Genomic DNA, 21,842 nt, shown 5'->3' with positions numbered 1-21,842 from the left:
CATCCGATTGGTGGCTTCACGCGGGCGTCGAAAACGAACTGCTACTGCTCGTCGCTCGCTACCGAATCCGTCGGCGACTGGATCGCGTCCCGAAGTGAGTGCCGCCAGTCGCTGGCGGCTTCAGCTTCGGCTTCGAGTGCAGCCAGGCGAGTTTCGAGTTCGCTCGGTGCGGTCTCGAAATCGTCGGGAGCATCGGGATCTGCCCCGACCGTTTCCTCGAGCGCTTCGAGAGTGTCGTCGACGCGTTCGATTTCCCCCGAAACGGCCGACCGCAGCAAGAGGAGTTCGCGTTTGAGCCGCACTTCGGCCTCGTCGGTTTGGGCGGCCAACTCGTCCGTTCTGGATTCGAGGGTGCGTTCGACGGTGTCGATGCGGGTCTCGAGTTCGGCGAGGCGGTCGCCGTAGGTGTCGACGTCGGCCTCGAGTTCGGCAACGGAGCCCTCGAGAGCGGTACAGGTGGCCTCGAAGTCGGCCAGGCTACTGGTCGTCTCGGATCGGCGGTGTTCCAGCCGGGAGTCGAGTGCTTCGAGCCGGTCGGTGACCGAATCGAGTCGGGGCTGGAGCGTTCCTTCGAGACGACGCCGAAGGACGTTGTCGGCCGCGTTGAGATCCGCGATGTCGGCCTGGAGCTGCTCGATTTCGGTCGTGGTCGCTTCGAGTTCGGTCTGGACGTCTTCGAGTGCGGTGTCGGTGGACGCTGCGTCAGCGACGGTCTCGTCGGTAGCGCCGACAGCACTGTCAGCGGTGTCAGCGGTGTCGGCCACACCGGGAGGAGTACCGGCCGTACCGGCGGTCTCACCCGCGGGTGCAGTGTCGGGAAGACCGAGCGCGCGCTGGAGCGCCCGTCGCCGTGGCTCGTTTCGCTCGTCACGGAGTGCAGCGACCAGCGTCTCGAGAACGTCGGTCTCGTCCGACGAATCGGTCGACGGTGTCGTGTCGTTTCGTGATGGCATCGGAATCACGGGCACGGCGTGGCCGAGACGAAGGCGTATGCGTCAACCGCTCGTCTCGATCACTCCGTCAAGAGCGAGTCGGCGATGTGCGATCGCTCGTTCGTTGAACTAGTCACACGACGCGACTAATAATACCTCCCGTTCGTTGAAACTGATGCAACTATCCGGCCGGAACGAACCGCCGCTCACGCGTTCATCCGTCCGCGATGGCCACGGCGCGTCACCGTACCGCACTCTCTTCCAAACGACCCGCCGTGGCACGCCTGCCGGATCACTGGGGTCGAACCGAACACCTCAAATGGACGCTCTCGCAACGAACGCTGCATGGGAACGCCGCGTGAGAGCCGCACGGATCAGGCTGCGGAGGTCGTCGATCGACTCGAGGAAGCGTATCCGGACTCGACGATTTCACTCCGGTACTCGAACCGCCTCGAACTGCTGATCGCCGTCATCCTCTCGGCACAGTGCACCGACGAGCGCGTCAACACCGAAACCGAACACCTCTTCGAGACGTACGACGGGCCCGAAGACTACGCCACCGCGCCCCAGGACGAACTCGCCGAGGAACTGAACTCGATCACCTACTACAACAACAAGGCGAAGTACATTCGCAGCGCCTGTCAAACGATCGTCGAGGAACACGACGGCGAGGTTCCCGACACGATGGACGAACTCACCGATCTTTCCGGTGTGGGGCGCAAGACGGCAAACGTCGTCCTCCAGCACGGTCACGACGTCGTCGAGGGCATCGTCGTCGACACGCACGTCCAGCGCCTCTCTCGCCGGCTCGGGCTGACCGAGGAAGAGTACCCCGAACCGATCGAACGGGAGCTGATGGAACTCGTCCCCGAGGGCTACTGGCAGCAGTTCACCCACCTCTGTATCGATCACGGCCGCGCGACCTGTACGGCCCGAAACCCCGACTGCGATGACTGCGTCCTCGCGGACATCTGTCCCTCGGAGAAGGGCGACAGCGAGATCGACCTTGCTTCTGGCGAGCCCTGGTAGCGCCGCGGCGCTGGCTGCGGGTCGACTCACGCAAGCCGAACGCCTTTTCGGCGAGCGACGATAGCCCCGCATGGGATCACCATGGTTGACGACCCAAGCGAAACCGGCCAGACCGACAGGACCGGGAAAGACGAACACGGACGGGACGTCGAACTAACCCACGAAGAAACCGACGACGAGGAGGACGACGACGAGCTCACCGAGGAGGAGAAGGAAGCCAGAGAGCGAGAGGACGAGGAACAGCGCCGACAGGATATCGAGCACAAATCCGACGAGCGCGAGGCGGACGCGCTCGACAACGCGAATCCGGATCACCACCGGGACGAAGAGCCGTACAACAGTTAAGCGACGGGCGATCGGGCGTGGACAGGCTGAACTGGGGCGAGTTCAGCGGGCGGGCGATCCCACGTCCCGAACTGCGACGCCGATCACGAACGCAGGGCCAGCGCGATTCCGGCGGGTCGAACACGTAGTTGCGTTTTCTCGTTGTTTTCCACTCGTTTTCGAGGCGCTTACGGTCGGACCGAATTCACCCTTCGAGTACAGTACCGGGCACCGCGAGCACCGGGACCGTCTCGGTGACCGAGACGGTAACCGGTTCGGCCACGGCGACGCGACCGATCGCTTGCTCGTCGGCGACCAGCGTCACCGGCTGTTCGTCGCGGTCGATCGTCAGCGCGAGTTCACGATCCGGGAGAACCCACTGGCGGGTCTTCGTCACGAACGGTCCGATCGGAGCGACGGCGACGCCGTCGACCGCCCGAGAGAGTTCCGGGGCGTCGACGGCGCTCGCGTAGCCGTGCGTGCCGGCCGCGGTAGCGACGACGATGCCGTCCGCCCGAACCGAGTCGACCGTCTCGTCCCGGCTTCGGATCGAGAACTCGGAGATGGAGGCGGGTTCGTCGGTGACGAGGGTGAGATCGAACAGCGCCCGAACGGGGGGGTGGCTCGCGTCGCCCTCGAACAATGCGTCGGCTTCCAACACGTCCCGGCGTCGAACTGTCGCGTCGCCCTCGAGTGCCGCGGCGAGGGCGTCGGGAGCGCGATTTCGAGACGCAGCTCGAACGCCCGGAATCGGCCCGACTGGAAGCACTGGTGCGGAGAGCGAGGCGGTGGCGGTTGCACGAGCGAGCGCCGAAAGCGCCGCCCCGCCGGCTGCGACCAGCAGCGACGGAGCCGGCTCCGCATCGAGGACGGCCTCGAGTTCACCCCGGTGAATCGTCGCGTCGGCCGCGGCGAGCGCCGACTCGAACGCGTCGGTCGCCGGAAGCGACTCGTTCGAACTGAACTCGAGGAGGCCGATAACCGGCGACTCGTCGGGAGACCACGTGCCAGCGTCCATGCGGACCAGTTAGCGTGGCGTGATCAAAAGCGTGGGGTCCGTCCCAGACGGCTGCGGGTTACCGTCGAGCGGCCGGTCACGGGGTTCGTTCGATCAGTCGTCGTACGGCCAGTCGCCCGTGAGTTTGCTACCTTCGGCGAGTCCCTGCGCTTCGAGGTCGGCGGCGATTTCCTCGGCCGGTCGGTGTTCGACGGTTCGCTCGTCGCCCGCGAGTTCGACGACGAGGTCGGTGAGCAAGATCGCCTGTTCGCGCAGGGTGCGAACCTCGAGTTTCTCCAGCGTGTCGGCGAAGGTGTGGCCCCAGCCGCGGCCGACTTCGTCGGCGGTCGATTTCGCGTGGTAGCCGGGGACGCCCCACTGGACGAACGGCCAGTGATCGCTGTGGGGGCCGAGTTCGGGGACCGTCTCGATCGGGTGGTCGCGGCGCTCGGCGACCGCGTTCGCGGCGTCTTCCAGTTCGGGGAAGCCGTGGGTCGTCAGCGAGAGCGTCCGGTCGCGGACGACGCCGTCGTTGTTGACGATCGCTTTGATTTCGTCGTGGTCGGCTCGTTCGGCGTGGTAGCCGGAGCCGACCAGGCCGACCTCCTCGGCCCCGTAGGCGACGAACTCGACGCGCGTCTCGAGTTCGTCCTCGCGGGCGGCGAGCGCGTTGGCGAGTTCGACGACCATCGCGGTGCCGGCACCGTTGTCGAGCGCGCCCTCGGCGATGTCGTGAGCGTCGACGTGGCTCGTGATGAGGACGCGTTCCTCGGTTTCGGGGCCGAGTTCGGCGTGGACGTTCTGGCTCGCGGCCGCCGCGATGTCCGCGTCGACGCTGACCGCGAGTTCCTCGCCGTCGTACCGGCGGGCCAGGCGCGCGCCGACCTCTTTCGAGACGCCGACGGCGGGGATGTCGCCGATCGGATCGTCCTCGGTCCCGACGCTGCCGGTCGGCGGAAGGCAGCCCGGGACGTGGTTGCGGTAGACGAAGCCGACGGCCCCCTGGTCGACGGCGTGGTAGTACTTATCCCGGCGGTGGATGTAGCGCTCGTAGTAGTCCGGAATGTCGCTGCGGACCATCGCAACCTTCCCCTCGAGATCGGCGTCCTCGAAGTCCTCCGGCAGTCCGTACCCGAGGTCGACGAGTTCGGCCGTCGCGCCGTCGGCCGGGCTTCGGGGGAGCGCGATGCAGTCGAGCTCGTTCTCCTCGCCAGCGACGATAGAACTCTCGCCGCGCGTCCAGCCCTGAATGTCGAAGGGGTCGAGGCGGGCGTTTCGAGCGCCGGCGTCGGCGAGTGCGTCGCGGGTCAGTTCGGCGGCCGCTCGCTCGCCGTCGCTGCCTGCCATTCGGTTGCCGATGTCGACCAGTCGTTCCAGGTGCGTCCAGCCAGCGTCGCTGGTGAAGACGTCGCCGATCCAGGCGGTCATAGTGCCGGGTATCTCGGCGGAGCGGGTAATTGTACCGTTTGTCGGACGCGGTACCGCGATTCGGCTTCGGTGTCCCCGCCGTGTGTGGTCTCACCGCACGTTCGGGCTTACCGCACATTTAGGACGAACTAAGAATCTTTTTTACTTCGCTCGCTCTCGGGGCGTGTATGCGGGAGACGCTTGTCGAGTGGCGGCCAGTCGTAGACGGGGCGATCGCCGATCTCGTGCCGCGCGAGATCGACACCGAGTACCTCGAATCGTTCTTCGGCGAGCCGACCTACGCCTACGACCCGGACGCCCTCCAGCGGGCGCTGTCCGACCCGCTTTGGGACTTACTCGACCGCGGCGGCAAACGCTGGCGTGCCGTCCTCTTTCTCGTCTTTATCGAAGGCTTCGGCGAGGACCCGATGGCTTACTTGCCCTACGCGTGCATTCCGGAAATCCTGCACAACGGGACGATCATCGTCGATGACGTCGAGGACGGCGCGACGAAACGCCGCGGCGAACCCGCGTTGCACCACATCTACGGGCGCGACGTCGCGCTGAACGCCGGCAACGCACTCTATTTCCTGCCGCTGAAGATCCTGACCGAGGACCCCGGGAATCTGCCGGCCGAACAGCGACTGGCCGCCTACGAGATGCTGATGGACGAACTCAACCGCACCCACCTCGGCCAGGGCATGGACATCTGCTGGCACAACGAGCGCGAGGTTCGGATCACGCCCGCGGAGTACCTCGAGATGTGCGCGTGCAAGACCGGCTGTCTCGGCCGCATCGTCGCCCGCCTCGCCGCGATTATCACCGATCAACCCGAGCGCGTCGAACGGGCCGCCGCCACCTACGCCGAACTGACCGCCGTCGCCTTCCAGATCGGCGACGACATCCTCGACGTCGAAAACTCCCTCGGCCGCGCCGGCGAGTTCGGCAAGGAGTTCGGCAACGACGTTCGCGAGGGCAAGAAGACGCTGCTGGTCATCCACGCCATCGAGGAGAGTCCGCCAGAAACGGCGACGCGCCTGCAGGAGATTCTGGAAGCCGAGACGAACACCGACGACGAAATCGCCGAGGCGCTGTCGATCATCGAGGGCGCCGGCAGCATCGAGTACGCCCGCGAGCACGCACTCGAACTCGCCGCCGATGCTCGTACAGCCGTCGATGAACTCGCTCTCGACACGGAGACGACCGAGCGGCTGTATACGTTCACGGAGTTCGTCGTCGACCGCGACGTCTAGGTGCCGCCCGCGGTGTTCCAGCGCCGAGTTCGACCCGGCCGCGGAAGTGATCTCGAAACCGCACTGTCGCTCGTCCCGATCACGTACCGATTCCGATACTGGTTAGCGACGGTGAGTGTTCCGCTCTCTGATTTGTAGGGGTAGATACTACGGCGAGGGCGTCATACTGTTCCCCATGGGCGACCACTCTGCACACGGTACCGGATCGGCGACCACGAGTCCCTGGCCGCTGCTCGTCGCTCTCGGCCTCGTCTTCTCGGAGGTCGGGATCGTCGTCGCCTTGCTCCCGGTTGCCGTCGCCGGCCTCGTTCTGTTCGCCGCGAGCGTCACCGGCTTTCTCACGGAGTCCGCGCGCGTCGCTCGGCCGTGGCCACTCGCAATCGGATTCGGCATCGTCTTCGTCGTCTTCGGCGGGCTCCTGTACGCGCTCGGGACCGGAACGCTCTCGGTCGCTCCTGCCGACGAACTGACCGGCCTCGCGAGACGTGGAATCGCAATCGCCGTCGCCGGTGTCATCACCGCTGTCGGCGCGGTCGCCCTCCGCGCTCGCTCGCGCCGGAACCGCAAAAGCGACCGGGGTGGTCGACACGGGTGAGAGGTCGGAAAGTGAACCGCGCCCGAATGCCGCTGAAACCACACCGGTTACTATCGAACTACCGGAACTACCGGACGTACTCGCCACTCGAGACCAAAGCCCACACCCAACACACCCACAAACATATGAGCCGCCGTGCATTCGACACTGAACTCGCATTGGACCTCGCGGTCAACTTCATCCCGTTCGTGATTATCTTGTTCTTCACCGGCTTGTTCGCCGTATTCAACCCGTGGGGATTCTCCCCGCTACAGTCGACGATTCAGTTCGCGATTTTGATCTCGATAGCCGTTTCACTCGCCGTCGTTACGGCCATTGCCGCACGCGCGATCGAGAGTGACGACCACACGCGCGGGGAAACGCCGTAACCGGAGGGATGGCTCGCTTCGTCGTGGCGGTGACCGGAGTCGGTGCGATTCGAACCACCTCCCCCCGCTCTCGAGACGAGTCGGATCGCAGGCCTCGAACGACTGGGTATAGACAGCAACCAAATGACGGTCTCCTCGGAATCGCTATGAGACCCGGCGTGTGGCGACTCGCACGCCGGCACGAGTTCAATTGATGATCAACATGAATCCCGCCGTTCCCATCAAGAGTGCAATCCCAACGAGCAAGAGCGCGAAGAGTTCCTTCTCGGTCACAGTCGTACGAACGCCGGACACGAACAAAAGTTTGTATCCGATGTCGAGGGGACGACGACCATGACTGATGACCGAAGCAAGACGACGCCCACTGCCGAGCCGATCGCAGCGACAGGGAGAACGATCACCGGACGCACGCTCGTTCTCGCTACAGTCGGGACGATCGTCCTCGTCACTGCTGTCTTCGGGGGCGTTCTTGGCTTTCTGCTTCCTCGGCACGCTGAACTCGAGTCGGTAACCGTGAACGGAGCAACGGTCGTCGTGTCGCCGATAACGGGTGCGCTTTACGGGGCTGTGACGATCGGCTGCGTGCTGCTGACACTGGTTGCAGTCGTAATGGTGGTATCACGAGTCGGCAACAGAACGAGCGAATAACCACCGCGAACCGCGACGAGCAGGACGTCCGAGGAGCAGAGCCGATCGATCGTGATCAGTGATCAGTCGTTCGCCGCCGATTGTAATCGCTTCGTCGTCTGGACCAGCGGGTGGCGCGCGTAGTCGACGACCTCGATATCGTCGAGTTCTTCGAGTCCCTCGTTGGCGGCGGTCTCGGCCATTCCGAGTTCGATTTCGTGGTCGATGACGATGACGTAGGCATCCATGGCGTCGATGCCGAGTCGGTCGGAGGCGAGGACGCGGTGGTGGCCGTCGGCGAGCAAGAGCGTGCCGGCGTTGTCGATAACGACGAGGGGTTCGGCCAGGCCGCGTTCGAGTTCGTACTGGCGTCCCTCGAGTTCGTCGGCGTAGACGCGGCCCTGGGTGGGTGTGAGTTGATCGATCGCAACGGTCCGGCGTTCCTGTTCGAGTTCGATATTGTGAATCTGTTCGAGCGTGCGGACGAGTTTCCCGACCTTTTCGGGGGTTGCGCGTTCGATCTGACTGCGGATGACGTCGGCGTTCGAAATGATCCCGACGAGGTTGCCTGCATCGTCGACGACGGGGAGTTTCTGGATGCCGGAGCGAAGGATGACGCGAGCGGCGTCGGTGACCTTCATCTCGGGGTGGGCGACGAGCAGGTCGGTCGTCATGACCTTGAAGATGGGGTCGTCGTTGTCGGCCAGCAACAGGTCGCGAGCGCTGATGAAGCCCTCGACGCGACGGCGTTCACAGACGGGAAAACCGCTGTGCTCGTCGCTCTCGGCGATCCGCGTTGCAACGTCACCCACGGTAGCGTCGGGCGAGACGGTCGCCACGTCGCGGGTCATGTACTCCTCGACCTGGGGCTTTGTCCTGTCCGACACGATCTCCATACCGGTGGTAACGGGTCCGTGCGCAAAAGTACTGTTACTGCCCGCAGATGGCGTCAATCCTCGTCGTCGTCCGTTTCGACGGGCGAGCGAAGCGACTCCGGCGATTCCACCCAGTCGGCATCCGCCTCGAACAGCCACTCGCTCGCCCGGTGGTCCGTACTGACCGGGACACCCGGACGCGTCTCCATCGCCTCGAAAAACCGGTCGGTGATCACTTCCTCTGCAACGCTGACGATCGATTCGACCTCCGCTTCGTCGTCGAGTTGGCCGAGAATGCCGACTTCGAGTTGGGCACCAGCCATGTCCGCGTGACCGCCGGCACTCCCGATCTGGTCGAATCCGTCCCGGAGCGTTTCCCCGAGATCGACATCGCTGGACCGGGACCGGGCCGAGAGAAACGCCATCTCGTCCCTGAACCCGAAGACGAGCGTCGTTTCGACACCGTCCATCGCGAGCAACTGATCTGCCGCCTGGGGAAGCGCGTCCCGGTTCCCGATCCGGCCGGCACTCGCCACGACGATCGATCCGCGCTGGATCCGGTTTTTGATCGCCAGCGCAATCGTCTCGAGCGTCTCGCCTTCGAGCGTCGGTTGTTCGATCCGGCGAAGAATAGACGTCTCGACGTGCGGCCGGAGAACCGACGCTGCCCGAAAGTCCGCCGGCGAGACCTCCCGCGTAAAGTCGTTCGTGTCGATCCGAATTCCGTACAGTAACGCCGTCGCCGTCGCCGAGCCGAACGTCCCGTTGAACCGATCGATATACTCCGTCAGTATCGTACTGGTCGCCCCGACCGACTCGCGCAACTCGACGAACTCGCTCGGGATCGGTCCCCGCGGCGGATGATGGTCGATGACGATATCGATCGGACGCTCTTCGGGAAGTTGGTCGTTGACCCCCGGTCGGGAGTGATCAACCAGCGCAACTGCCTCGTACGTATCCAGCGTCTCACCCGGCGAAAGGTTCCGCAGGGACAGCCCCAGCAGGTTCACCATCGCCCGATTCTCCTGATGAGAGATGTCCCCGAAATAACAGGCATCGGCGGGAACACCAACCGACTCGGCGATATCGGCAAGCGCAACCGCGCTCGCGATCGCGTCCGGATCGGGGTTGTCGTGCATCACGACCGCGAGCGGCCCATCGATCGTCACTAACTTCCGTTGCAGCCCGAGCGCCGCCTCGGCCCCCGACGTCGTCGTCTCCTCCAACACCCGTTCGACGAGTGAACTCGTGGCATCGACGGTGTGGTCCGCGAGTTCAGTAAACCTGGCTCGGTCGTCGGGTGTCGGGTTCCCGCCCATATAGGCGGTGATCGAAGCGGCGGGGAACTCATCTCTCGCGGTTTCGAGGGCGTCGCGGTTGGTATCGGTTCGATCACCGCCGATGAAGATGACATCGGGGTGGTCGATGGTTGCGAGGGTGTCGGGATCGGTCGGGTCGCCACGGCGGGCGGGGATGCTCTCATCACGGAGCGTTTCGGCGACGTTCTGGTCGGCGGTGATGACGAGGAGGCGATCGGCCGGACTGGTCGCTGTTGCAGTCTTGGCGACGAGAGAGAGGGGGGACTGTCTGGCGGTAGTGTACGCGGCAGTTGGTGCCGTGCTCGGACTGGTGGCAGTCGCAGTGGGTGTGGAAGAGAGAGTCGAATTGATAGCGTCGGAACCGTGTGTGTGGCCCGGAAGATGGCTCTGGCCGCGGGTAGAGAGTGCTTCGGCAACGGTGCGGCCGACGGTTCCGCACCCGAGGACGAGCCGGAAAACCATGTATCGCGGCTTGCGACCCAGAGAGGTAAAACCTACCGGTACCGAGTTCGGGCTGAGACCGCACGACCGCCACCACGTGAGCTATCGTGAACTCGAACCGACGCCAAACGAGGAGTTTTCGAGTGCAGAAGCGACAGGAGAGAAAGGCCAGGAGTTAGGTGGTCGATGTTCCGTGTTCCGTGTTCCGTGTTAGGTGAGCACGGCAGTTGCTGCGTTGACGGCCGTATCGGCGACGGGGCCGAACATCGGCAGGAGTGCAACCGTCATGACGGCTGCGACGACGAGCGCAGCGTACAGTCCGATCGGCTGGGAGAGGGAGTCGCGTTCGACGACCGGGTCTTCGATCCAGACGGCCTTGATCAGCCGGGAGTAGTAGTACAGCGAGAGGGCGCTGTTGACTACGAGCGCGGCGGCGACGACGAGCAAGCCGGCGTCGAGTGCGCTGGTATACAGGAAGTACTTGCTCCAGAAGCCGCCCAGCGGCGGAATGCCGGCGAGACTGAACAGACAGATCCCGAGCGCGAAGCAGGCGACGGGTGCCTGTCGGGCGAGGCCATTGTAGTCTTCGAAGGTACGGCCGACGCCCCAGTACTCGGCGAGTGCGACGAACAGGAACGCGCCAGTGTTCATGAAGCCGTAGACCAGCAGGTGCATCATCGCCGCGCCCATGACGAGTGCACCGCCGTCGGCCGAGATGCCGGCCAGGCCGATCAGCGCGTAGCCCGCGTGGCCGATCGAGGAGTACGCGAGCATGCGTTTGACGTTCTCCTGGGTTGCGGCGGCGAAGTTCCCGAGCGTCATCGTGACGACCGCGAGGACGATGAACGCGACCGTCCAGTCGACGCCGATGACGCTTGCCGTCCGAGCGACGGGGAACGCCTCGGTGAACACGCGGAACGCGATGACGAAGCCGGCGGCCTTCGAGGCCGACGAGAGGAACGCCGAAATCGGTGCGGGTGCGCCCTCGTAGGCCTCGGGGGCCCAGAAGTGAAACGGGACGCTCGCGGTCTTGTACGCGAAGCCGCCGATCAGCATGAGGATGCCGAGACCGAGCAGTCCGCCGTAGTCGTTCGCGTCGCCGTTCCCGATGACATCCGCGATGGTTTCGAGTTGCAGATGACCGGTCGCACCGTAGACCAGCGAGATGCCGTAGAGGAAGATGGCCGAGGACAGCGCGCCGATCAGGAAGTACTTCATACCACCCTCGACGCTGCCGCGGTTGTCCTTGAGGATCGCGACGAGCGCGTAGGACGGCAGACTCGAGAGTTCGAGCGCGATGAAGATCGTTACCAGACTATTGGCGGCGGCCATCGTGGCCATCCCGGTCGCGGCGAGCAAGACCAACGAGTAGTACTCGGCCTGGTAGGCGTGCCCTTCCATGTAATCGTAGCTCGCGACGGTCACGAGCGCCGTGACGACGGTGATGACGATCATGAAGAACAGCGCGAGCTGGTCGACGACGAACTGGTTGCCCAGCACGTCGATGACGCCGCGGCCGCCGTCGATGGTCGGCGTGCCGACGCCGGCCAGGACGAACCAGACCGCGACGCCGAGTGCGGCGAGCGAGCCTGCCGTCGCAGTGCCGGCGAGCAGACCGCGGTTCGTCGTCGTCGGCGAGATACTATCGATGACGAACAGGGCCAGCGCCGTCGCCGCGAGCAGTACTGCCGGGGCGAGCGCCGTCCAGCCGGGGAGTTCGAAGATCGCCATTACAGTCCACCTCCGGTCTCCAGAATCGGAGTAACTGCGTCTTTCATCATCTCGAAGATCAGCTCCGGGGCCACGCCAAGCAGGATGATCAGTCCGAGCAACACGAACATCGGTGCGATGTCGTGCAGCGCGGCGCGGCCGACCTCGTAGTCAGTTTCCAGGTGGTACGGCCCGAAGACCGTCCGCTGGAGCGCAAACAGCAGGTAGCCGGCGACGATGACGATGCCGAACATCGCAAGCGCCGTAAACACCTGCGAGTACGCGAGCAACTCGGAGCCGAAGGCCCCGAAGAAGATCGTGAACTCGCCGTAGAAGCCGCTCATCAGCGGCAGTCCCATGTAGCCGAACGCGCCGGCGACGAGAACGCCGGCCGCGACCGGCATCCGATCCGCCAGTCCGGACATGTCGGTGACCATCCGCGTGTGGGTCACGTTGTAGATGACGCCGACAGCCATGAACATCAGCCCGGAGATCAGTCCGTGACTGACCATCTGGAAGGTCGCACCGCTGACGCCGAACTCGGTGTACGCGATCAGGCCGAGGATGACGTAGCCCATCGAGGAGACCGAGGAGTAGGCGACGATCCGTTTCAGGTCCGTCTGGGCCAGCGCCAACAGTGCGCCGTAGATGACGCTGATGACCGCGATCGCGGCGATCGGCACCGCGTAGGCCGCGACCTGCTCGGGGAACATGGTGAAGTTGAACCGTAACAGTGCGTAGGTCCCCATCTTCAGCAGCACGCCGGCAAGCAGGACGGAAGCCGGCGTCGGGGCCTCGACGTGGGCGTCCGGCAGCCACGTGTGGAACGGGACGACGGGCACCTTGACCGCGAAGCCGAGGAACATCGCGACGAACACGATTGCGGTGAGCGTGCCCGGGTCGACGCCGAACAGCGCCGTCTGGACGCCGCCGTCGTTGACCATCGCGTCCGCGATTTCGGGCAGCGCAAAGCTCGTGACCCCGTCGCCGAGGCCGAGGACGAGCGCGATGAACGCGCCGAACATCACGAGCGAGGCGACGTTCGTGTAGACGAAGAACTTGATCGCCGCGTACTTCCGGCGCGGACCGCCCCAGATCCCGATCAGCAAGTACATCGGGATGAGGACGGCCTCCCAGAAGATGAACCAGACGAAGAAGTCCAGTGCGGCAAAGACGCCGATCAGGTTTGCCTCGATGAAGAGCAGGAGTCCGTAGAACTGGGACTCGCGCTCGTCGATCGGCGTCCACGAACTCACGATCGCAAGGGTGACGAGGATCGTCGTCATGACCACGAGCGGCATGCTGATGCCGTCGAGGCCGACGAACCACGAGATCGTGTAGTCGCCGAACTGAATCCACTCGACGCTCGAGGAAAACGCGAGTTCACCGCCGAGCAGGGCGTTGCCGCTGCCGTCGAACGCCGAGAACAGCCACAGCGCGAGTGCGGTCGGAATCAGGCTGATGGCGAACGCCAGTTTGCCGGCGATGCGGTTCGGCGCGACGAACGTGACGAGCGCGCCGAGCAGTGCGACCGCGATCAGTGCTTCGATCATCATAAGAACCACCCCCCGAGCGTGCCGAGGAGAAGCAGGAGGCCGATGAACCCGGCCACCAACAGCGCCGCGTAGTTCGTCACGAGGCCGGTCTGCACGCGTTTCAGCCGGCTGCCGCCGAACAGACTCGCGGTCGAGACGCTATTGACGAGGCCGTCGATGACGGACTGATCGAACCGGTCTGCCATGCGAGCGGCCGGCAACGTGAATCGTTCGGCGATCCAGACCTGGTACTCGTCCTGGTAGTAGTTCGCCTCGAGCGTCCGGCGAACGCCGCCGAGTCGCTCCTTGTGGCGCACCGGCTCGGGAACGTTGTAGAGGGTGTGTGCGGTGAGTGCACCGGCGAGTGCCAGTCCGAGCGAGAGGCCGGCACCGAGCAGCATCGTCACCGTCTCGGACCCGATCGCGCCCTCCTCGAAGGCGACGGTCTCGTGGTAAGCGTGGTAGGTCAGCCCTTCGACCGAGCCGAACTCGCCGTCGAGCCAGTGCTCCAAGAACGTGATGTCGGCACCTAGCACCTGCGCGAGCGGTGCGAGGTTGACGAGGCCGGCGACGACGGCGAGGATACCCAGCACGATCAGCGGAGCCTTGATCGACCAGCCGACCGGGTGCGGGTCCTCGGCGGTCTCCGACCGGGGCTCACCGTGGAAGGTCAGGAAGACCATCCGGAAGGTGTAGAAGCCGGTGAAAAAGACCGCGATGAGCGCCATCGCGTAGGCGACGAGGATCACCGGCTGTTCGAGGCCGACGATCAGGGCGTCGTAGAGCACCTCGTCCTTCGACCAGAAGCCCGAGAACGGGATGATTCCAGCGAGCGCGAGCGCGCCGGCGAGGAAGGTGTAGTACGTGATGGGTGCTTTGTCCTTCAAACCGCCCATCTTCCACATGTCCTGTTCGTGGTGCATGATGACGATGACCGCGCCGGCACCCAGGAACAGCAGCGCCTTGAAGAAGGCGTGGTTCATGAGGTGGAAGACGCCGGCGACGTAGCCGCCGACGCCGAGTCCGAGCATCATGTAGCCGTACTGGCTGATCGTCGAGTACGCGAGCACCTGCTTGATGTCGTCTTTGACGACGCCCATCGTCGCGGCAAACAGCGCGGTAAAGCCGCCGACGAACGCGATGACCGTCAGCGCGGTCGGCGAGAGCGCGTAGTAGCCGAACATTCGGGCAACCAGATAGACGCCGGCCGCGACCATCGTCGCCGCGTGAATGAGTGCGGAGACGGTGGTCGGACCCTCCATGGCGTCCGGCAGCCAGGTGTGCAGCGGGAACTGTGCGGACTTGCCCATGACGCCCCCGAGGACGAGCAAGGCGGTGATCGTCACCCAGGTCCGCGCATCGAAGCCGAACAGCGTCTGGCCGTTTTCGATCGCCGTCTCGGCGGCGACGACGAAGGAGTTCTCGCCGGCGAACGCGACCGTGCCGAACGTCGACGCGATGGCGACGACGCCCAGCAGGAAGAAGTAGTCACCGAAGCGGGTGACCAGGAACGCCTTCTTCGCGGCCGAGGGTGCCGAGCGGGTGCGAAACCAGAAGCCGATCAGCAGGTACGAACACAGGCCGACGAGTTCGAAGAACATGAACGCCATCAGCAGGTTGTCCGCGTAGACGAAGGCGAGCATGCTGAACGTAAAGAGCCCGAGCCCGGCGTAGTACCGCGGCAGCCCGGTCTCTCCCTCGGCGTTCATGTACCCGAGACTGAAGACGTGCACGAGGAACGCGACCAGCGAGACGATGACGAGCATCAACGCCGACAGCGGATCGATCAGGAGTCCGAAGGTGAACTCGATCCCGTCGGGTCCGGCTTCGGTCAGCACGTCGCCGGCGGCCCACTCGTAGAGCGTCTCGTGATATACTTCGCCGCCCGCGACGGTGACGAGCAGCCACAGCGAGAGCAGGAGCGAGCCTGCCGTCGCGAGGATACCCGCGATCGCGCCCCGTTTCGGCATGTACTTGCCGAAGGTTAGCGCGACGACGAACGCCACGAGCGGGAACAGTGCGATTGCCGGAGCGTAGCCGAATGCACCTGTACCTGCCATCTTACCACCTCATCGTCGTTGGAACCGTGACATCGACGTCACGGAAGTTACGGTACAACACCAGCAAGATTCCGAGTCCGATCGCAACCTCCGCGGCGGCGAGCGCCATGGTGAACAGGGCGAACACCTGCCCGGTGAGGTTGCCGTGATAGAACGCGAACGCGATCAGATTGATGTTGGCCGCGTTCAGCATGAGTTCGACGGACATCAGAAACAACAGTGCGTTGCGACGCGTCAGAATGCCGAAGAGCCCGATCGAGAACAGGGCCATCGACAGGAGGACGTAGTACTGAACTTCGACCGCCATCAGGCGTCACCTCCCGTGTCGTCGGTGCCACTGCCGGCGGTCGTCGAATCAGCAGCAGAATCGGCGTCGGATCCGGTAGCTGTCACGCTCCCGGTCGAATCCGAACCGCCATCCGCAGCCGTCTCGCGTCCTGTCGCGGATCGGGTCGTGTCCGGATCGTCACGCTGGCTCGGCAGTGCGACGACCGGTTTCCCCTCCTCCTCGCGCTTTGCAAGGACGATCGCCCCGTCGAGGGCTGCATCGAGGACGACGGCGATCAGGAAGAACGCCGCGAGGAACGACTCCGTGTTCGGAATCGATCCCGCGGTGGACTGGAGTTCCTCGAGTCCGAACATCGCGTATCCGAGTTCGGATGTGATCGCAATGCTCTCGGGGAATCCCTGGCTCCCGCCGAAGCTCGTATTCAGGACGATCAGCGCCATCAGCCCGAAGAGGCCGACCGCGAGGACGCCCGGAAGGAGCACCCGCCCGACCCGGAGTCGCGGCTTGGTCGTCATGTCTGTACCACCTCGTCGGCGTTCGTCTCCGTATCGTCTGTCGCGTCCTCGCGCTCCGTCAGCATCACGGCGAACGTGATGAGGATGAGCACCCCGCCGACGTAGACGAGAACCTGCATCATCGCGACGAACTCGGCCGCCTGCATCACGAAGTGGACCGCGATGCTTAACAGCGCAACGCCGAGCATGAGCGCCGAGTGCCACGGCTCCCGCAAGAGAACCACACCCAGCGCGCTGGCGAGCGTGATGAACGCAAACAGCGCGAACGCGATCTGCTCGTATATCATTGTTGTGTCAGACTGCCCGTTTCGGGGACGGGCGACCCAGTTACTGGTAATCGACCTCCCCGTCTCCCTCGCCGATCCACGCGCCCCGGTCCGGTTCGCGCGACTCGAGCGGGTCGATATCCTTGTACCACGGTACCGACTTCAGCTCCTCTTTGTTGTAGACGAGGTCGTGTTTGGTATCGCCGGTGAACTCGAAGTTCTGCGTGAGCAGGATGGCGTCGACGGGACAGACCTCCTCGCAGAGCCGGCAGTAGATACACTGGCCGATGTGGAGGTTGTACTGTTCGCCGTTTCGCTTGTCGTCCATCACGATCTGGATCGTATCGTTCGGACAGACGTTCTCGCACTGACGACACCAGATACAGCGTTCCTGGCTGAACTTGTGGACGCCGCGGAACCGCGGCGATACGTCCGGTGCCGTGCTCGGATACTCCACCGTGAACGTCGAGCCGTCCAGTGCGTGTTTCATCGTCGTTGCCATCGATTTGAGTACCCCGATCATGCTATCACCCCTACGATTGCCGCAGTCAGTCCGAGATTCGCAAAGGACAGGACGAGCAGTCCCTTCCAGCCGATCTCGATAAGCTGGTCGATTCGTACGCGCGGCACCGCCGAGCGCAGCCACTGCGTCAGGAAGAACACGCCCCAAATTTTGAGGGTGAACCAGACGATACCGAGTGCAGCGGGCCCCGGACCGGCTGGTCCACCGAGGAAGATCGTCGAGATAATCGCCCCGCCGAGGAAGATGTGGAGGAACTCGCCGAGATAGACCAGCACGAAGTAGACCGAGGAGTACTCGGTCTGGTACCCTGCGACGAGTTCAGCCGGCGCTTCCGGCATGTCGAACGGGTTGCGTCCGACCTCGGCGAAGTTCGCGATCAGAAAGAGGACGAACGCGAACGGGTTGACGAGGGCGTACCAGGCCGGAATCGAGACGACTCCGAGATCGACGAGCGTCTGCGTGTTCTGTGCATCGACGATCGCACCCATCTGCAGCGAGCCCGCAAACAGCACGACGGACATCCCGGTCACGACGAGCGGGATCTCGTAGGCGACGTTCTGTGCGACGGCGCGCAAGCCGCCGAGTAGCGAGTACTTGTTACCCGAGGCGTAGCCGGCCATCACGAGGCCGATCGAGGCGATGCCGGCGACGGCGAAGGCGAACGCGAGGCCAACTTCAGGATCCGCGAGCTGGATACCGCTTCCCATCGGGATCACGGCGAAGCCGAGCAGCGCCGACCCCACGATGACGATCGGCGCGAGGTCGTAGGCCGGCCGGTCCGCGTTCTCCGGAATGATGTTCTCCTTCGAGAGCATCCGAACCGCGTCCGCGATGATGATGCCGATGCCGGCCGGTCCGATCTGGTTGATCGAAATGCGGTCCGTAAAGGAGGCCGTTATCTTTCGCTTCGCCCAGGGACCGGCGACGGCGGTCATCGTGAGGATCAGGCTCCCGACGATGACCGCACCGATGAGCGTCGAGAGCAACTCGCCGGCGAGGCCGAACTCGTTCAGGCCGGTGAGATCGCCGAGACGCTCGGGTAACAGCACGTCCGACTGAATCGGCGTGGTTGTCGCCGCGTTCATCGATCCACCTCACCTAAGACGATGTCGAGGCTGCCGAGCGACGCGATCAGGTCGGGGATGTACTCCCCTTCGGACATCTCGGCGAGCGCCTGTAGGTTCGAGAAGCACGGACTTCGGATCTTGAATCGACCGGGTTTGTCCGTCCCGTCGGAGCGAATGTAGATGCCGAGTTCACCTTTGGCACCCTCGACGGCCCGGTAGATTTCGGTGTCGGCGTCCGGCTTTAGCGTCCGGGGAACGTTGGCCTGGACGTCGCGTTCGTCTTCGGGCCATTCTTCGAGCAGGTCGAGACACTGCTCGATGATCTTTGCGGACTCCTCGACTTCTTCCATCCGACAGAGGACTCGCGCGTAGTTGTCACAGCCGTCGCGCGTGATGACATCCCAATCGAGTTGGTCGTAGTACCCGTAGGGGTCGTCACGACGGAGATCGTAGTCGACACCGGAGCCGCGAACGACCGGGCCCGTACAGCCGTAGCTTTTCGCGACGTCCGGCTCTAAGACGCCCGTGTCGATACACCGGGTCTGGAAGATTTCGTTCCCCGTGATCAGGTCGTGGTACTCCGCGACCTTCGCCGGGAGTTCGTTGAGGAAGTCTCGCGCCTGCGCGAAGAACTCCTCGCGCGGTTCGGGCAGATCCCAGGCGACGCCCCCGACCCGGAAGTAGTTGAACATCATCCGCTGACCCGTTAGATCCTCCAGCAGATCCTGGATGACCTCCCGGTCGCGGAACGTGTACATGAACGTCGCGGTGAACTCGCCGTAGACGTCGAGTGCGAACGTTCCGAGTGCGAGCATGTGCGAGGCGATCCGGCAGAGTTCGGCACCCATCGTCCGGATGACCTGCGCGTACTCGGGGACCTCGACGTCGGCCAGATCTTCGATCGCCCGCGCGTAGGCCCACTCGTTCAACAGGCCCGCCGAGACGTAGTCCCAGCGGTCGGGGTAGGGCATGATCTGGTGGCGGTAGGTCCCCGACTGACACATCTGCTCTTCACACCGGTGGAGATAGCCGATATCCGGCTCGACGTCGGCGACGGTCTCGCCGTCGAGTACCGTTTCGACGTGAAGGACACCGTGAGTTGCCGGATGGTGCGGCCCGATGTTCAGGAACATCGTGTCCGATTCGGCGTCCCGGTGATCCGGTTGAATCGGGTTCTGATGCTCCGTCAGCGTGACGAGTTGCGGTTTTTCCTGGTCGTAATCCTTCGAGAGCGGATGTCCCTGCCAGGTCTCGGGCAGGAGAATCCGCCGGAGGTCCGGGTGCCCCTCGTATTCGACGCCGATGAGGTCGTAGGCCTCTCGTTCGTGCCAGTCGGCCGTCCGGAACACCGGCTCGGCACTCTGGCTGACCGGATTCTCGCTCGTCGTCGGAACGACGATGCTGAGTTCGTCGGTCGGGTCGGCGAACTTCTTCAGGTGGTAGATCGACTCGTACCGGTCCTCGTACTGCTGTGCGGTGACACACGAGAGGTGGTCGTAGCCGGCCTCGTTCCGAAGGTCCGAAAGGACGGCCTGCACGTCGTTGGGATTGATGACGAATCCCGGTGCGTTCAGGTGTTCCTCGCGTGCGATCGCGCGGTCACCGAGCAGCGCCTCGAGTTCGGCTTCGTCGGTGCCGGACGCTGGCTGTGTCAGTTCCGACTCGACCTCGGGTTCCGTGCCCGTGCTCATGGTGAATCAGCCCAGTTATACCGCATGACGAGGTCGTCCTCGTCGATCTGGTCTGCGAGTTTCTGAACCAGTTCGTCCTTCGGCAGGTCGCCGAACTCCTCGAGTTCGTACGGTTTGACGACGACGGCCGAGGACTCGCCGTTTTTGATCCGCTCCTGGAGTTTGAGGACGCCGTATATCAGGGCCTCAGGTCGCGGCGGGCAGCCGGGGACGTGAATGTCGATCGGGATGATCTCCTCGGCACCCTTGACGACGTTGTACCCTTCCTGGAACGGACCGCCCGAAATCGTACAGGACCCCATCCCGACGACGAATTTGGGTTCGGGCATTTGATCGTAGACGCGCTTCATGCGCGGGCCGAACTTCGAGACGATCGTTCCCGGAACGATCATCACGTCGGCCTGTCGCGGCGACGCGCGCGGAACGCCGGCCCCGAATCGGTCGAGGTCGTGTTTGATCGCGTACGTGTGCATCATCTCGATGCTGCAGCAGGCGATGCCGAACTGGAGCATGAACATCGAGTTCCCGCGCACCCAGTTCATGAACTCGTCGAACTTCGTGAGGATGAACGGCGACGCGCCGAACGCCTCGCGAAGTCTGGAGTTGAAGCGATCGTCGACACCCTCGCCGATCCGGGCCTCACGGGTGTCCGTCGACGGCGCTGTGCTGTCGTGAATCGTTTGTTGTGGTTCGTCGCTACTCATGGTGTCTGACTCGTGCTCATGGTCGATTCCGCTCCGTGTCTACCTGACGAGGTGTCTGTGCCCACTGGACGGCCCCGTTTCGCCATGCCCATGCGAGTCCCGCGAGCAGGATCGCGACGAAAAGCACCATCGGGCCGAGGATATCGAGCAGCGACACGGCATCCGATTCGATGGCATCCAGGTACACGACCGCCCAGGGAAACAGGAGGACGGTTTCGATATCGAAGATGAGGAACAGAAGCGCAACCATGTAGTACTGGATGTTAAACCGGACGCGTGTGCCGCCGGTCGGAACCTCACCACTCTCGTAGGTGGCACGTTTGCTCGTTTCGGGCACACTCGGACGTAGCAGCGCCGATACCGCCATCATACTGAGCGGTATCAGGACTCCGACGAGCGCGAGCGCCCCGATCGCTATCCAATCGTTCATCTCCGTAACGTTCGGGAGTTTAAACCGCACGCACATAAGGGTTGATTGTTCGTTTTCCGGGTCAACACGGGCCAAGCGGAGAGATCAGGAATAAACGGTCTGTCCGTATACTTGGCGTATACTCGCCGTAGTCGTTTCCACGCGAGCGAATCGCGATGTGGCCGAGTACGGACGATAGGAGCGGCAATGAAGAACGATGAACGTTGGACGGCTACGCCGGGGCAGTGGCTGGGGGTGCGTTGACTACTGCTCGCGCTCTCGGAACGCAGGCGTCCCCTCGTCGTGGAGCTGGCGGGAAACGGTACCGACGTCGTCGCGCAGTCCCTCGCGGTAGGTGACGAGACGGTCGCGCACGTCGTCGTACTGGCGAGCGAGGATCTGTGCGGCGGAGAGGGCGGCATTGAAGGACTTGCCGGCGTCGACGGCGACGAGCGGCGCGCCGGTCGGCATCCCGATCACGCTGTCGACGGACTTCTCCTGGACGGGGACGCCGATGACCGGCAGCGGATACGCGATCGAGGCGGTCATATTCGGCAGATCAGCGGATTTCCCGCCCGCACCGGCGATGATAACCTCCAGCCCGCGCTCTTCTGCCGTCTCGGCGTAGGCCGCCATCAGGTCCGGCGTCCGATGGGCCGAGGTGACGTACGTTTCGAACGTAAACCGCTCGTCGGGGGCGTTTTCGTAGTCGGTCTGCTCGGCGAATCCGAGTTCATCAACGAACGCGTCGTAGGCTCCGCGGCGCTTGCCGCCGGTCAGCATCGTCTCGAGGTCCGAGTCGCTGCCCATCACGATGCCGATGTCCGGCGTCTCGGCCGTTGGACGGTCCTGTGTGGCTTCCTCGTGGAGTCGGTCGATCAGGTCGGAAACGCTGTCACTCATAGT

Annotated in this window: 23 protein-coding genes; 6 read left to right on the top strand and 17 right to left on the bottom strand. The window is 63.9% G+C overall.

Annotation, left to right across the window (positions count from 1 at the left end):
- Window positions 1-41 precede the first annotated feature (41 nt).
- Window positions 42-953, bottom strand: coding sequence for a coiled-coil domain-containing protein 154 (locus tag C481_RS12005; protein WP_049904644.1), 912 nt, complete (start codon window positions 951-953; stop codon window positions 42-44).
- A 324-nt stretch (window positions 954-1,277) separates the two neighbouring features.
- On the opposite strand from C481_RS12005, the gene nth reads away from it, so the two are divergent.
- Both nth and C481_RS11995 read left to right on the top strand, forming a co-directional pair.
- Window positions 1,278-1,961, top strand: a complete 684-nt coding sequence (gene nth / locus C481_RS12000) for an endonuclease III (RefSeq protein WP_006109490.1) — start codon at window positions 1,278-1,280, stop codon at window positions 1,959-1,961.
- A gap of 81 nt (window positions 1,962-2,042) precedes the next feature.
- The gene (locus C481_RS11995) at window positions 2,043-2,306 is read left to right on the top strand and encodes a hypothetical protein (protein WP_006109489.1); all 264 of its coding nucleotides are present in this window, start codon (window positions 2,043-2,045) and stop codon (window positions 2,304-2,306) included.
- Between the two features lie 184 nt (window positions 2,307-2,490).
- Here the strand turns inward: C481_RS11995 and C481_RS11990 are convergent, their stop codons facing one another.
- Window positions 2,491-3,303, bottom strand: a complete 813-nt coding sequence (locus C481_RS11990) for an NAD(+)/NADH kinase (RefSeq protein WP_006109488.1) — start codon at window positions 3,301-3,303, stop codon at window positions 2,491-2,493.
- 93 nt (window positions 3,304-3,396) lie between these two features.
- Window positions 3,397-4,710, bottom strand: a complete 1,314-nt coding sequence (locus C481_RS11985; protein WP_006109487.1) for a M28 family peptidase — start codon at window positions 4,708-4,710, stop codon at window positions 3,397-3,399.
- Between the two features lie 167 nt (window positions 4,711-4,877).
- On the opposite strand from C481_RS11985, the gene C481_RS11980 reads away from it, so the two are divergent.
- From C481_RS11980 to C481_RS11965, 4 genes are all read left to right on the top strand, one after another.
- Window positions 4,878-5,942: a polyprenyl synthetase family protein gene (locus tag C481_RS11980; RefSeq protein WP_006109486.1), complete on the top strand. Its 1,065-nt coding sequence runs from the start codon at window positions 4,878-4,880 to the stop codon at window positions 5,940-5,942.
- A 175-nt stretch (window positions 5,943-6,117) separates the two neighbouring features.
- Window positions 6,118-6,537, top strand: a complete 420-nt coding sequence (locus tag C481_RS11975; RefSeq protein ID WP_006109485.1) for a DUF7541 family protein — start codon at window positions 6,118-6,120, stop codon at window positions 6,535-6,537.
- A gap of 125 nt (window positions 6,538-6,662) precedes the next feature.
- Window positions 6,663-6,905 (top strand): DUF6684 family protein, encoded by a 243-nt coding sequence (locus C481_RS11970; protein WP_049904643.1) that lies wholly within the window; start codon window positions 6,663-6,665, stop codon window positions 6,903-6,905.
- 333 nt (window positions 6,906-7,238) lie between these two features.
- The gene (locus C481_RS11965) at window positions 7,239-7,553 is read left to right on the top strand and encodes a hypothetical protein (protein WP_006109483.1); all 315 of its coding nucleotides are present in this window, start codon (window positions 7,239-7,241) and stop codon (window positions 7,551-7,553) included.
- Between the two features lie 62 nt (window positions 7,554-7,615).
- Here the strand turns inward: C481_RS11965 and C481_RS11960 are convergent, their stop codons facing one another.
- The 14 genes from C481_RS11960 to C481_RS11895 all read right to left on the bottom strand — a co-directional run bounded on the left by C481_RS11960 (window position 7,616) and on the right by C481_RS11895 (window position 21,839).
- Window positions 7,616-8,428 (bottom strand): CBS domain-containing protein, encoded by an 813-nt coding sequence (locus C481_RS11960; RefSeq protein WP_006109482.1) that lies wholly within the window; start codon window positions 8,426-8,428, stop codon window positions 7,616-7,618.
- Window positions 8,429-8,481: 53 nt separating this feature from the next.
- Window positions 8,482-10,188 (bottom strand): DHH family phosphoesterase, encoded by a 1,707-nt coding sequence (locus C481_RS11955; RefSeq protein ID WP_006109481.1) that lies wholly within the window; start codon window positions 10,186-10,188, stop codon window positions 8,482-8,484.
- Between the two features lie 189 nt (window positions 10,189-10,377).
- On the bottom strand, window positions 10,378-11,898 hold the full coding sequence (locus C481_RS11950) for an NADH-quinone oxidoreductase subunit N (protein WP_006109480.1): 1,521 nt from the start codon (window positions 11,896-11,898) through the stop codon (window positions 10,378-10,380).
- The gene (locus tag C481_RS11945; RefSeq protein WP_006109479.1) at window positions 11,898-13,433 is read right to left on the bottom strand and encodes a complex I subunit 4 family protein; all 1,536 of its coding nucleotides are present in this window, start codon (window positions 13,431-13,433) and stop codon (window positions 11,898-11,900) included. Before C481_RS11945 ends, C481_RS11950 begins: the two co-directional genes overlap by 1 nt.
- Entirely contained in the window at window positions 13,430-15,472 is a 2,043-nt protein-coding gene (gene nuoL, locus C481_RS11940) for an NADH-quinone oxidoreductase subunit L (protein ID WP_006109478.1), read from the bottom strand. The genes C481_RS11945 and nuoL overlap by 4 nt, the downstream gene beginning before the upstream one ends.
- Window position 15,473: 1 nt before the next feature.
- Entirely contained in the window at window positions 15,474-15,779 is a 306-nt protein-coding gene (nuoK, locus tag C481_RS11935; protein WP_006109477.1) for an NADH-quinone oxidoreductase subunit NuoK, read from the bottom strand.
- Window positions 15,779-16,276 carry an NADH-quinone oxidoreductase subunit J family protein gene (locus C481_RS11930; RefSeq protein ID WP_006109476.1) on the bottom strand — a complete coding sequence of 166 codons (498 nt, stop codon included), beginning with the start codon at window positions 16,274-16,276 and terminating at the stop codon, window positions 15,779-15,781. The genes nuoK and C481_RS11930 overlap by 1 nt, the downstream gene beginning before the upstream one ends.
- Window positions 16,273-16,563 carry an NADH-quinone oxidoreductase subunit J gene (locus tag C481_RS11925; RefSeq protein WP_006109475.1) on the bottom strand — a complete coding sequence of 97 codons (291 nt, stop codon included), beginning with the start codon at window positions 16,561-16,563 and terminating at the stop codon, window positions 16,273-16,275. Before C481_RS11925 ends, C481_RS11930 begins: the two co-directional genes overlap by 4 nt.
- Window positions 16,564-16,603: 40 nt before the next feature.
- Entirely contained in the window at window positions 16,604-17,065 is a 462-nt protein-coding gene (locus C481_RS11920) for a NuoI/complex I 23 kDa subunit family protein (RefSeq protein WP_006109474.1), read from the bottom strand.
- The gene (locus tag C481_RS11915; protein ID WP_006109473.1) at window positions 17,062-18,150 is read right to left on the bottom strand and encodes a complex I subunit 1/NuoH family protein; all 1,089 of its coding nucleotides are present in this window, start codon (window positions 18,148-18,150) and stop codon (window positions 17,062-17,064) included. Before C481_RS11915 ends, C481_RS11920 begins: the two co-directional genes overlap by 4 nt.
- On the bottom strand, window positions 18,147-19,823 hold the full coding sequence (locus C481_RS11910) for an NADH-quinone oxidoreductase subunit D (protein WP_006109472.1): 1,677 nt from the start codon (window positions 19,821-19,823) through the stop codon (window positions 18,147-18,149). Before C481_RS11910 ends, C481_RS11915 begins: the two co-directional genes overlap by 4 nt.
- Window positions 19,820-20,527, bottom strand: coding sequence for an NADH-quinone oxidoreductase subunit B (locus C481_RS11905; RefSeq protein ID WP_006109471.1), 708 nt, complete (start codon window positions 20,525-20,527; stop codon window positions 19,820-19,822). The genes C481_RS11910 and C481_RS11905 overlap by 4 nt, the downstream gene beginning before the upstream one ends.
- Before the next feature lie 16 nt (window positions 20,528-20,543).
- Window positions 20,544-20,957 carry an NADH-quinone oxidoreductase subunit A gene (locus tag C481_RS11900; protein ID WP_006109470.1) on the bottom strand — a complete coding sequence of 138 codons (414 nt, stop codon included), beginning with the start codon at window positions 20,955-20,957 and terminating at the stop codon, window positions 20,544-20,546.
- A gap of 243 nt (window positions 20,958-21,200) precedes the next feature.
- Window positions 21,201-21,839 carry an AIR carboxylase family protein gene (locus C481_RS11895; protein ID WP_006109469.1) on the bottom strand — a complete coding sequence of 213 codons (639 nt, stop codon included), beginning with the start codon at window positions 21,837-21,839 and terminating at the stop codon, window positions 21,201-21,203.
- Window positions 21,840-21,842 lie beyond the last annotated feature (3 nt).

It is taken from the genome of Natrialba asiatica DSM 12278 (genome assembly GCF_000337555.1).
GTDB lineage: Archaea > Halobacteriota > Halobacteria > Halobacteriales > Natrialbaceae > Natrialba > Natrialba asiatica.
The sequence above is the reverse complement of the archived record's forward strand: the minus strand, read 5'-3'. Positions and strand labels throughout refer to the sequence as shown.

What these genes read in the sequence shown, in the direction of transcription:
- C481_RS11990 (WP_006109488.1), bottom strand. Translation starts at nt 3,303, where the DNA reads ATGGACGCTGGCACGTGGTCTCCCGACGAGTCGCCGGTTATCGGCCTC.
- C481_RS11910 (WP_006109472.1), bottom strand. Translation starts at nt 19,823, where the DNA reads ATGAGCACGGGCACGGAACCCGAGGTCGAGTCGGAACTGACACAGCCA.
- nuoL (WP_006109478.1), bottom strand. Translation starts at nt 15,472, where the DNA reads ATGGCAGGTACAGGTGCATTCGGCTACGCTCCGGCAATCGCACTGTTC.
- C481_RS11915 (WP_006109473.1), bottom strand. Translation starts at nt 18,150, where the DNA reads ATGAACGCGGCGACAACCACGCCGATTCAGTCGGACGTGCTGTTACCC.
- C481_RS11960 (WP_006109482.1), bottom strand. Translation starts at nt 8,428, where the DNA reads ATGGAGATCGTGTCGGACAGGACAAAGCCCCAGGTCGAGGAGTACATG.
- C481_RS11945 (WP_006109479.1), bottom strand. Translation starts at nt 13,433, where the DNA reads ATGATGATCGAAGCACTGATCGCGGTCGCACTGCTCGGCGCGCTCGTC.
- C481_RS11905 (WP_006109471.1), bottom strand. Translation starts at nt 20,527, where the DNA reads ATGAGTAGCGACGAACCACAACAAACGATTCACGACAGCACAGCGCCG.
- C481_RS11920 (WP_006109474.1), bottom strand. Translation starts at nt 17,065, where the DNA reads ATGATCGGGGTACTCAAATCGATGGCAACGACGATGAAACACGCACTG.
- nuoK (WP_006109477.1), bottom strand. Translation starts at nt 15,779, where the DNA reads ATGGCGGTCGAAGTTCAGTACTACGTCCTCCTGTCGATGGCCCTGTTC.
- C481_RS11995 (WP_006109489.1), top strand. Translation starts at nt 2,043, where the DNA reads ATGGTTGACGACCCAAGCGAAACCGGCCAGACCGACAGGACCGGGAAA.
- C481_RS11975 (WP_006109485.1), top strand. Translation starts at nt 6,118, where the DNA reads ATGGGCGACCACTCTGCACACGGTACCGGATCGGCGACCACGAGTCCC.
- C481_RS11900 (WP_006109470.1), bottom strand. Translation starts at nt 20,957, where the DNA reads ATGAACGATTGGATAGCGATCGGGGCGCTCGCGCTCGTCGGAGTCCTG.
- C481_RS11925 (WP_006109475.1), bottom strand. Translation starts at nt 16,563, where the DNA reads ATGATATACGAGCAGATCGCGTTCGCGCTGTTTGCGTTCATCACGCTC.
- C481_RS11985 (WP_006109487.1), bottom strand. Translation starts at nt 4,710, where the DNA reads ATGACCGCCTGGATCGGCGACGTCTTCACCAGCGACGCTGGCTGGACG.
- C481_RS11965 (WP_006109483.1), top strand. Translation starts at nt 7,239, where the DNA reads ATGACTGATGACCGAAGCAAGACGACGCCCACTGCCGAGCCGATCGCA.
- C481_RS11930 (WP_006109476.1), bottom strand. Translation starts at nt 16,276, where the DNA reads ATGACGACCAAGCCGCGACTCCGGGTCGGGCGGGTGCTCCTTCCGGGC.
- C481_RS11955 (WP_006109481.1), bottom strand. Translation starts at nt 10,188, where the DNA reads ATGGTTTTCCGGCTCGTCCTCGGGTGCGGAACCGTCGGCCGCACCGTT.
- nth (WP_006109490.1), top strand. Translation starts at nt 1,278, where the DNA reads ATGGGAACGCCGCGTGAGAGCCGCACGGATCAGGCTGCGGAGGTCGTC.
- C481_RS12005 (WP_049904644.1), bottom strand. Translation starts at nt 953, where the DNA reads ATGCCATCACGAAACGACACGACACCGTCGACCGATTCGTCGGACGAG.
- C481_RS11970 (WP_049904643.1), top strand. Translation starts at nt 6,663, where the DNA reads ATGAGCCGCCGTGCATTCGACACTGAACTCGCATTGGACCTCGCGGTC.
- C481_RS11895 (WP_006109469.1), bottom strand. Translation starts at nt 21,839, where the DNA reads ATGAGTGACAGCGTTTCCGACCTGATCGACCGACTCCACGAGGAAGCC.
- C481_RS11950 (WP_006109480.1), bottom strand. Translation starts at nt 11,898, where the DNA reads ATGGCGATCTTCGAACTCCCCGGCTGGACGGCGCTCGCCCCGGCAGTA.
- C481_RS11980 (WP_006109486.1), top strand. Translation starts at nt 4,878, where the DNA reads ATGCGGGAGACGCTTGTCGAGTGGCGGCCAGTCGTAGACGGGGCGATC.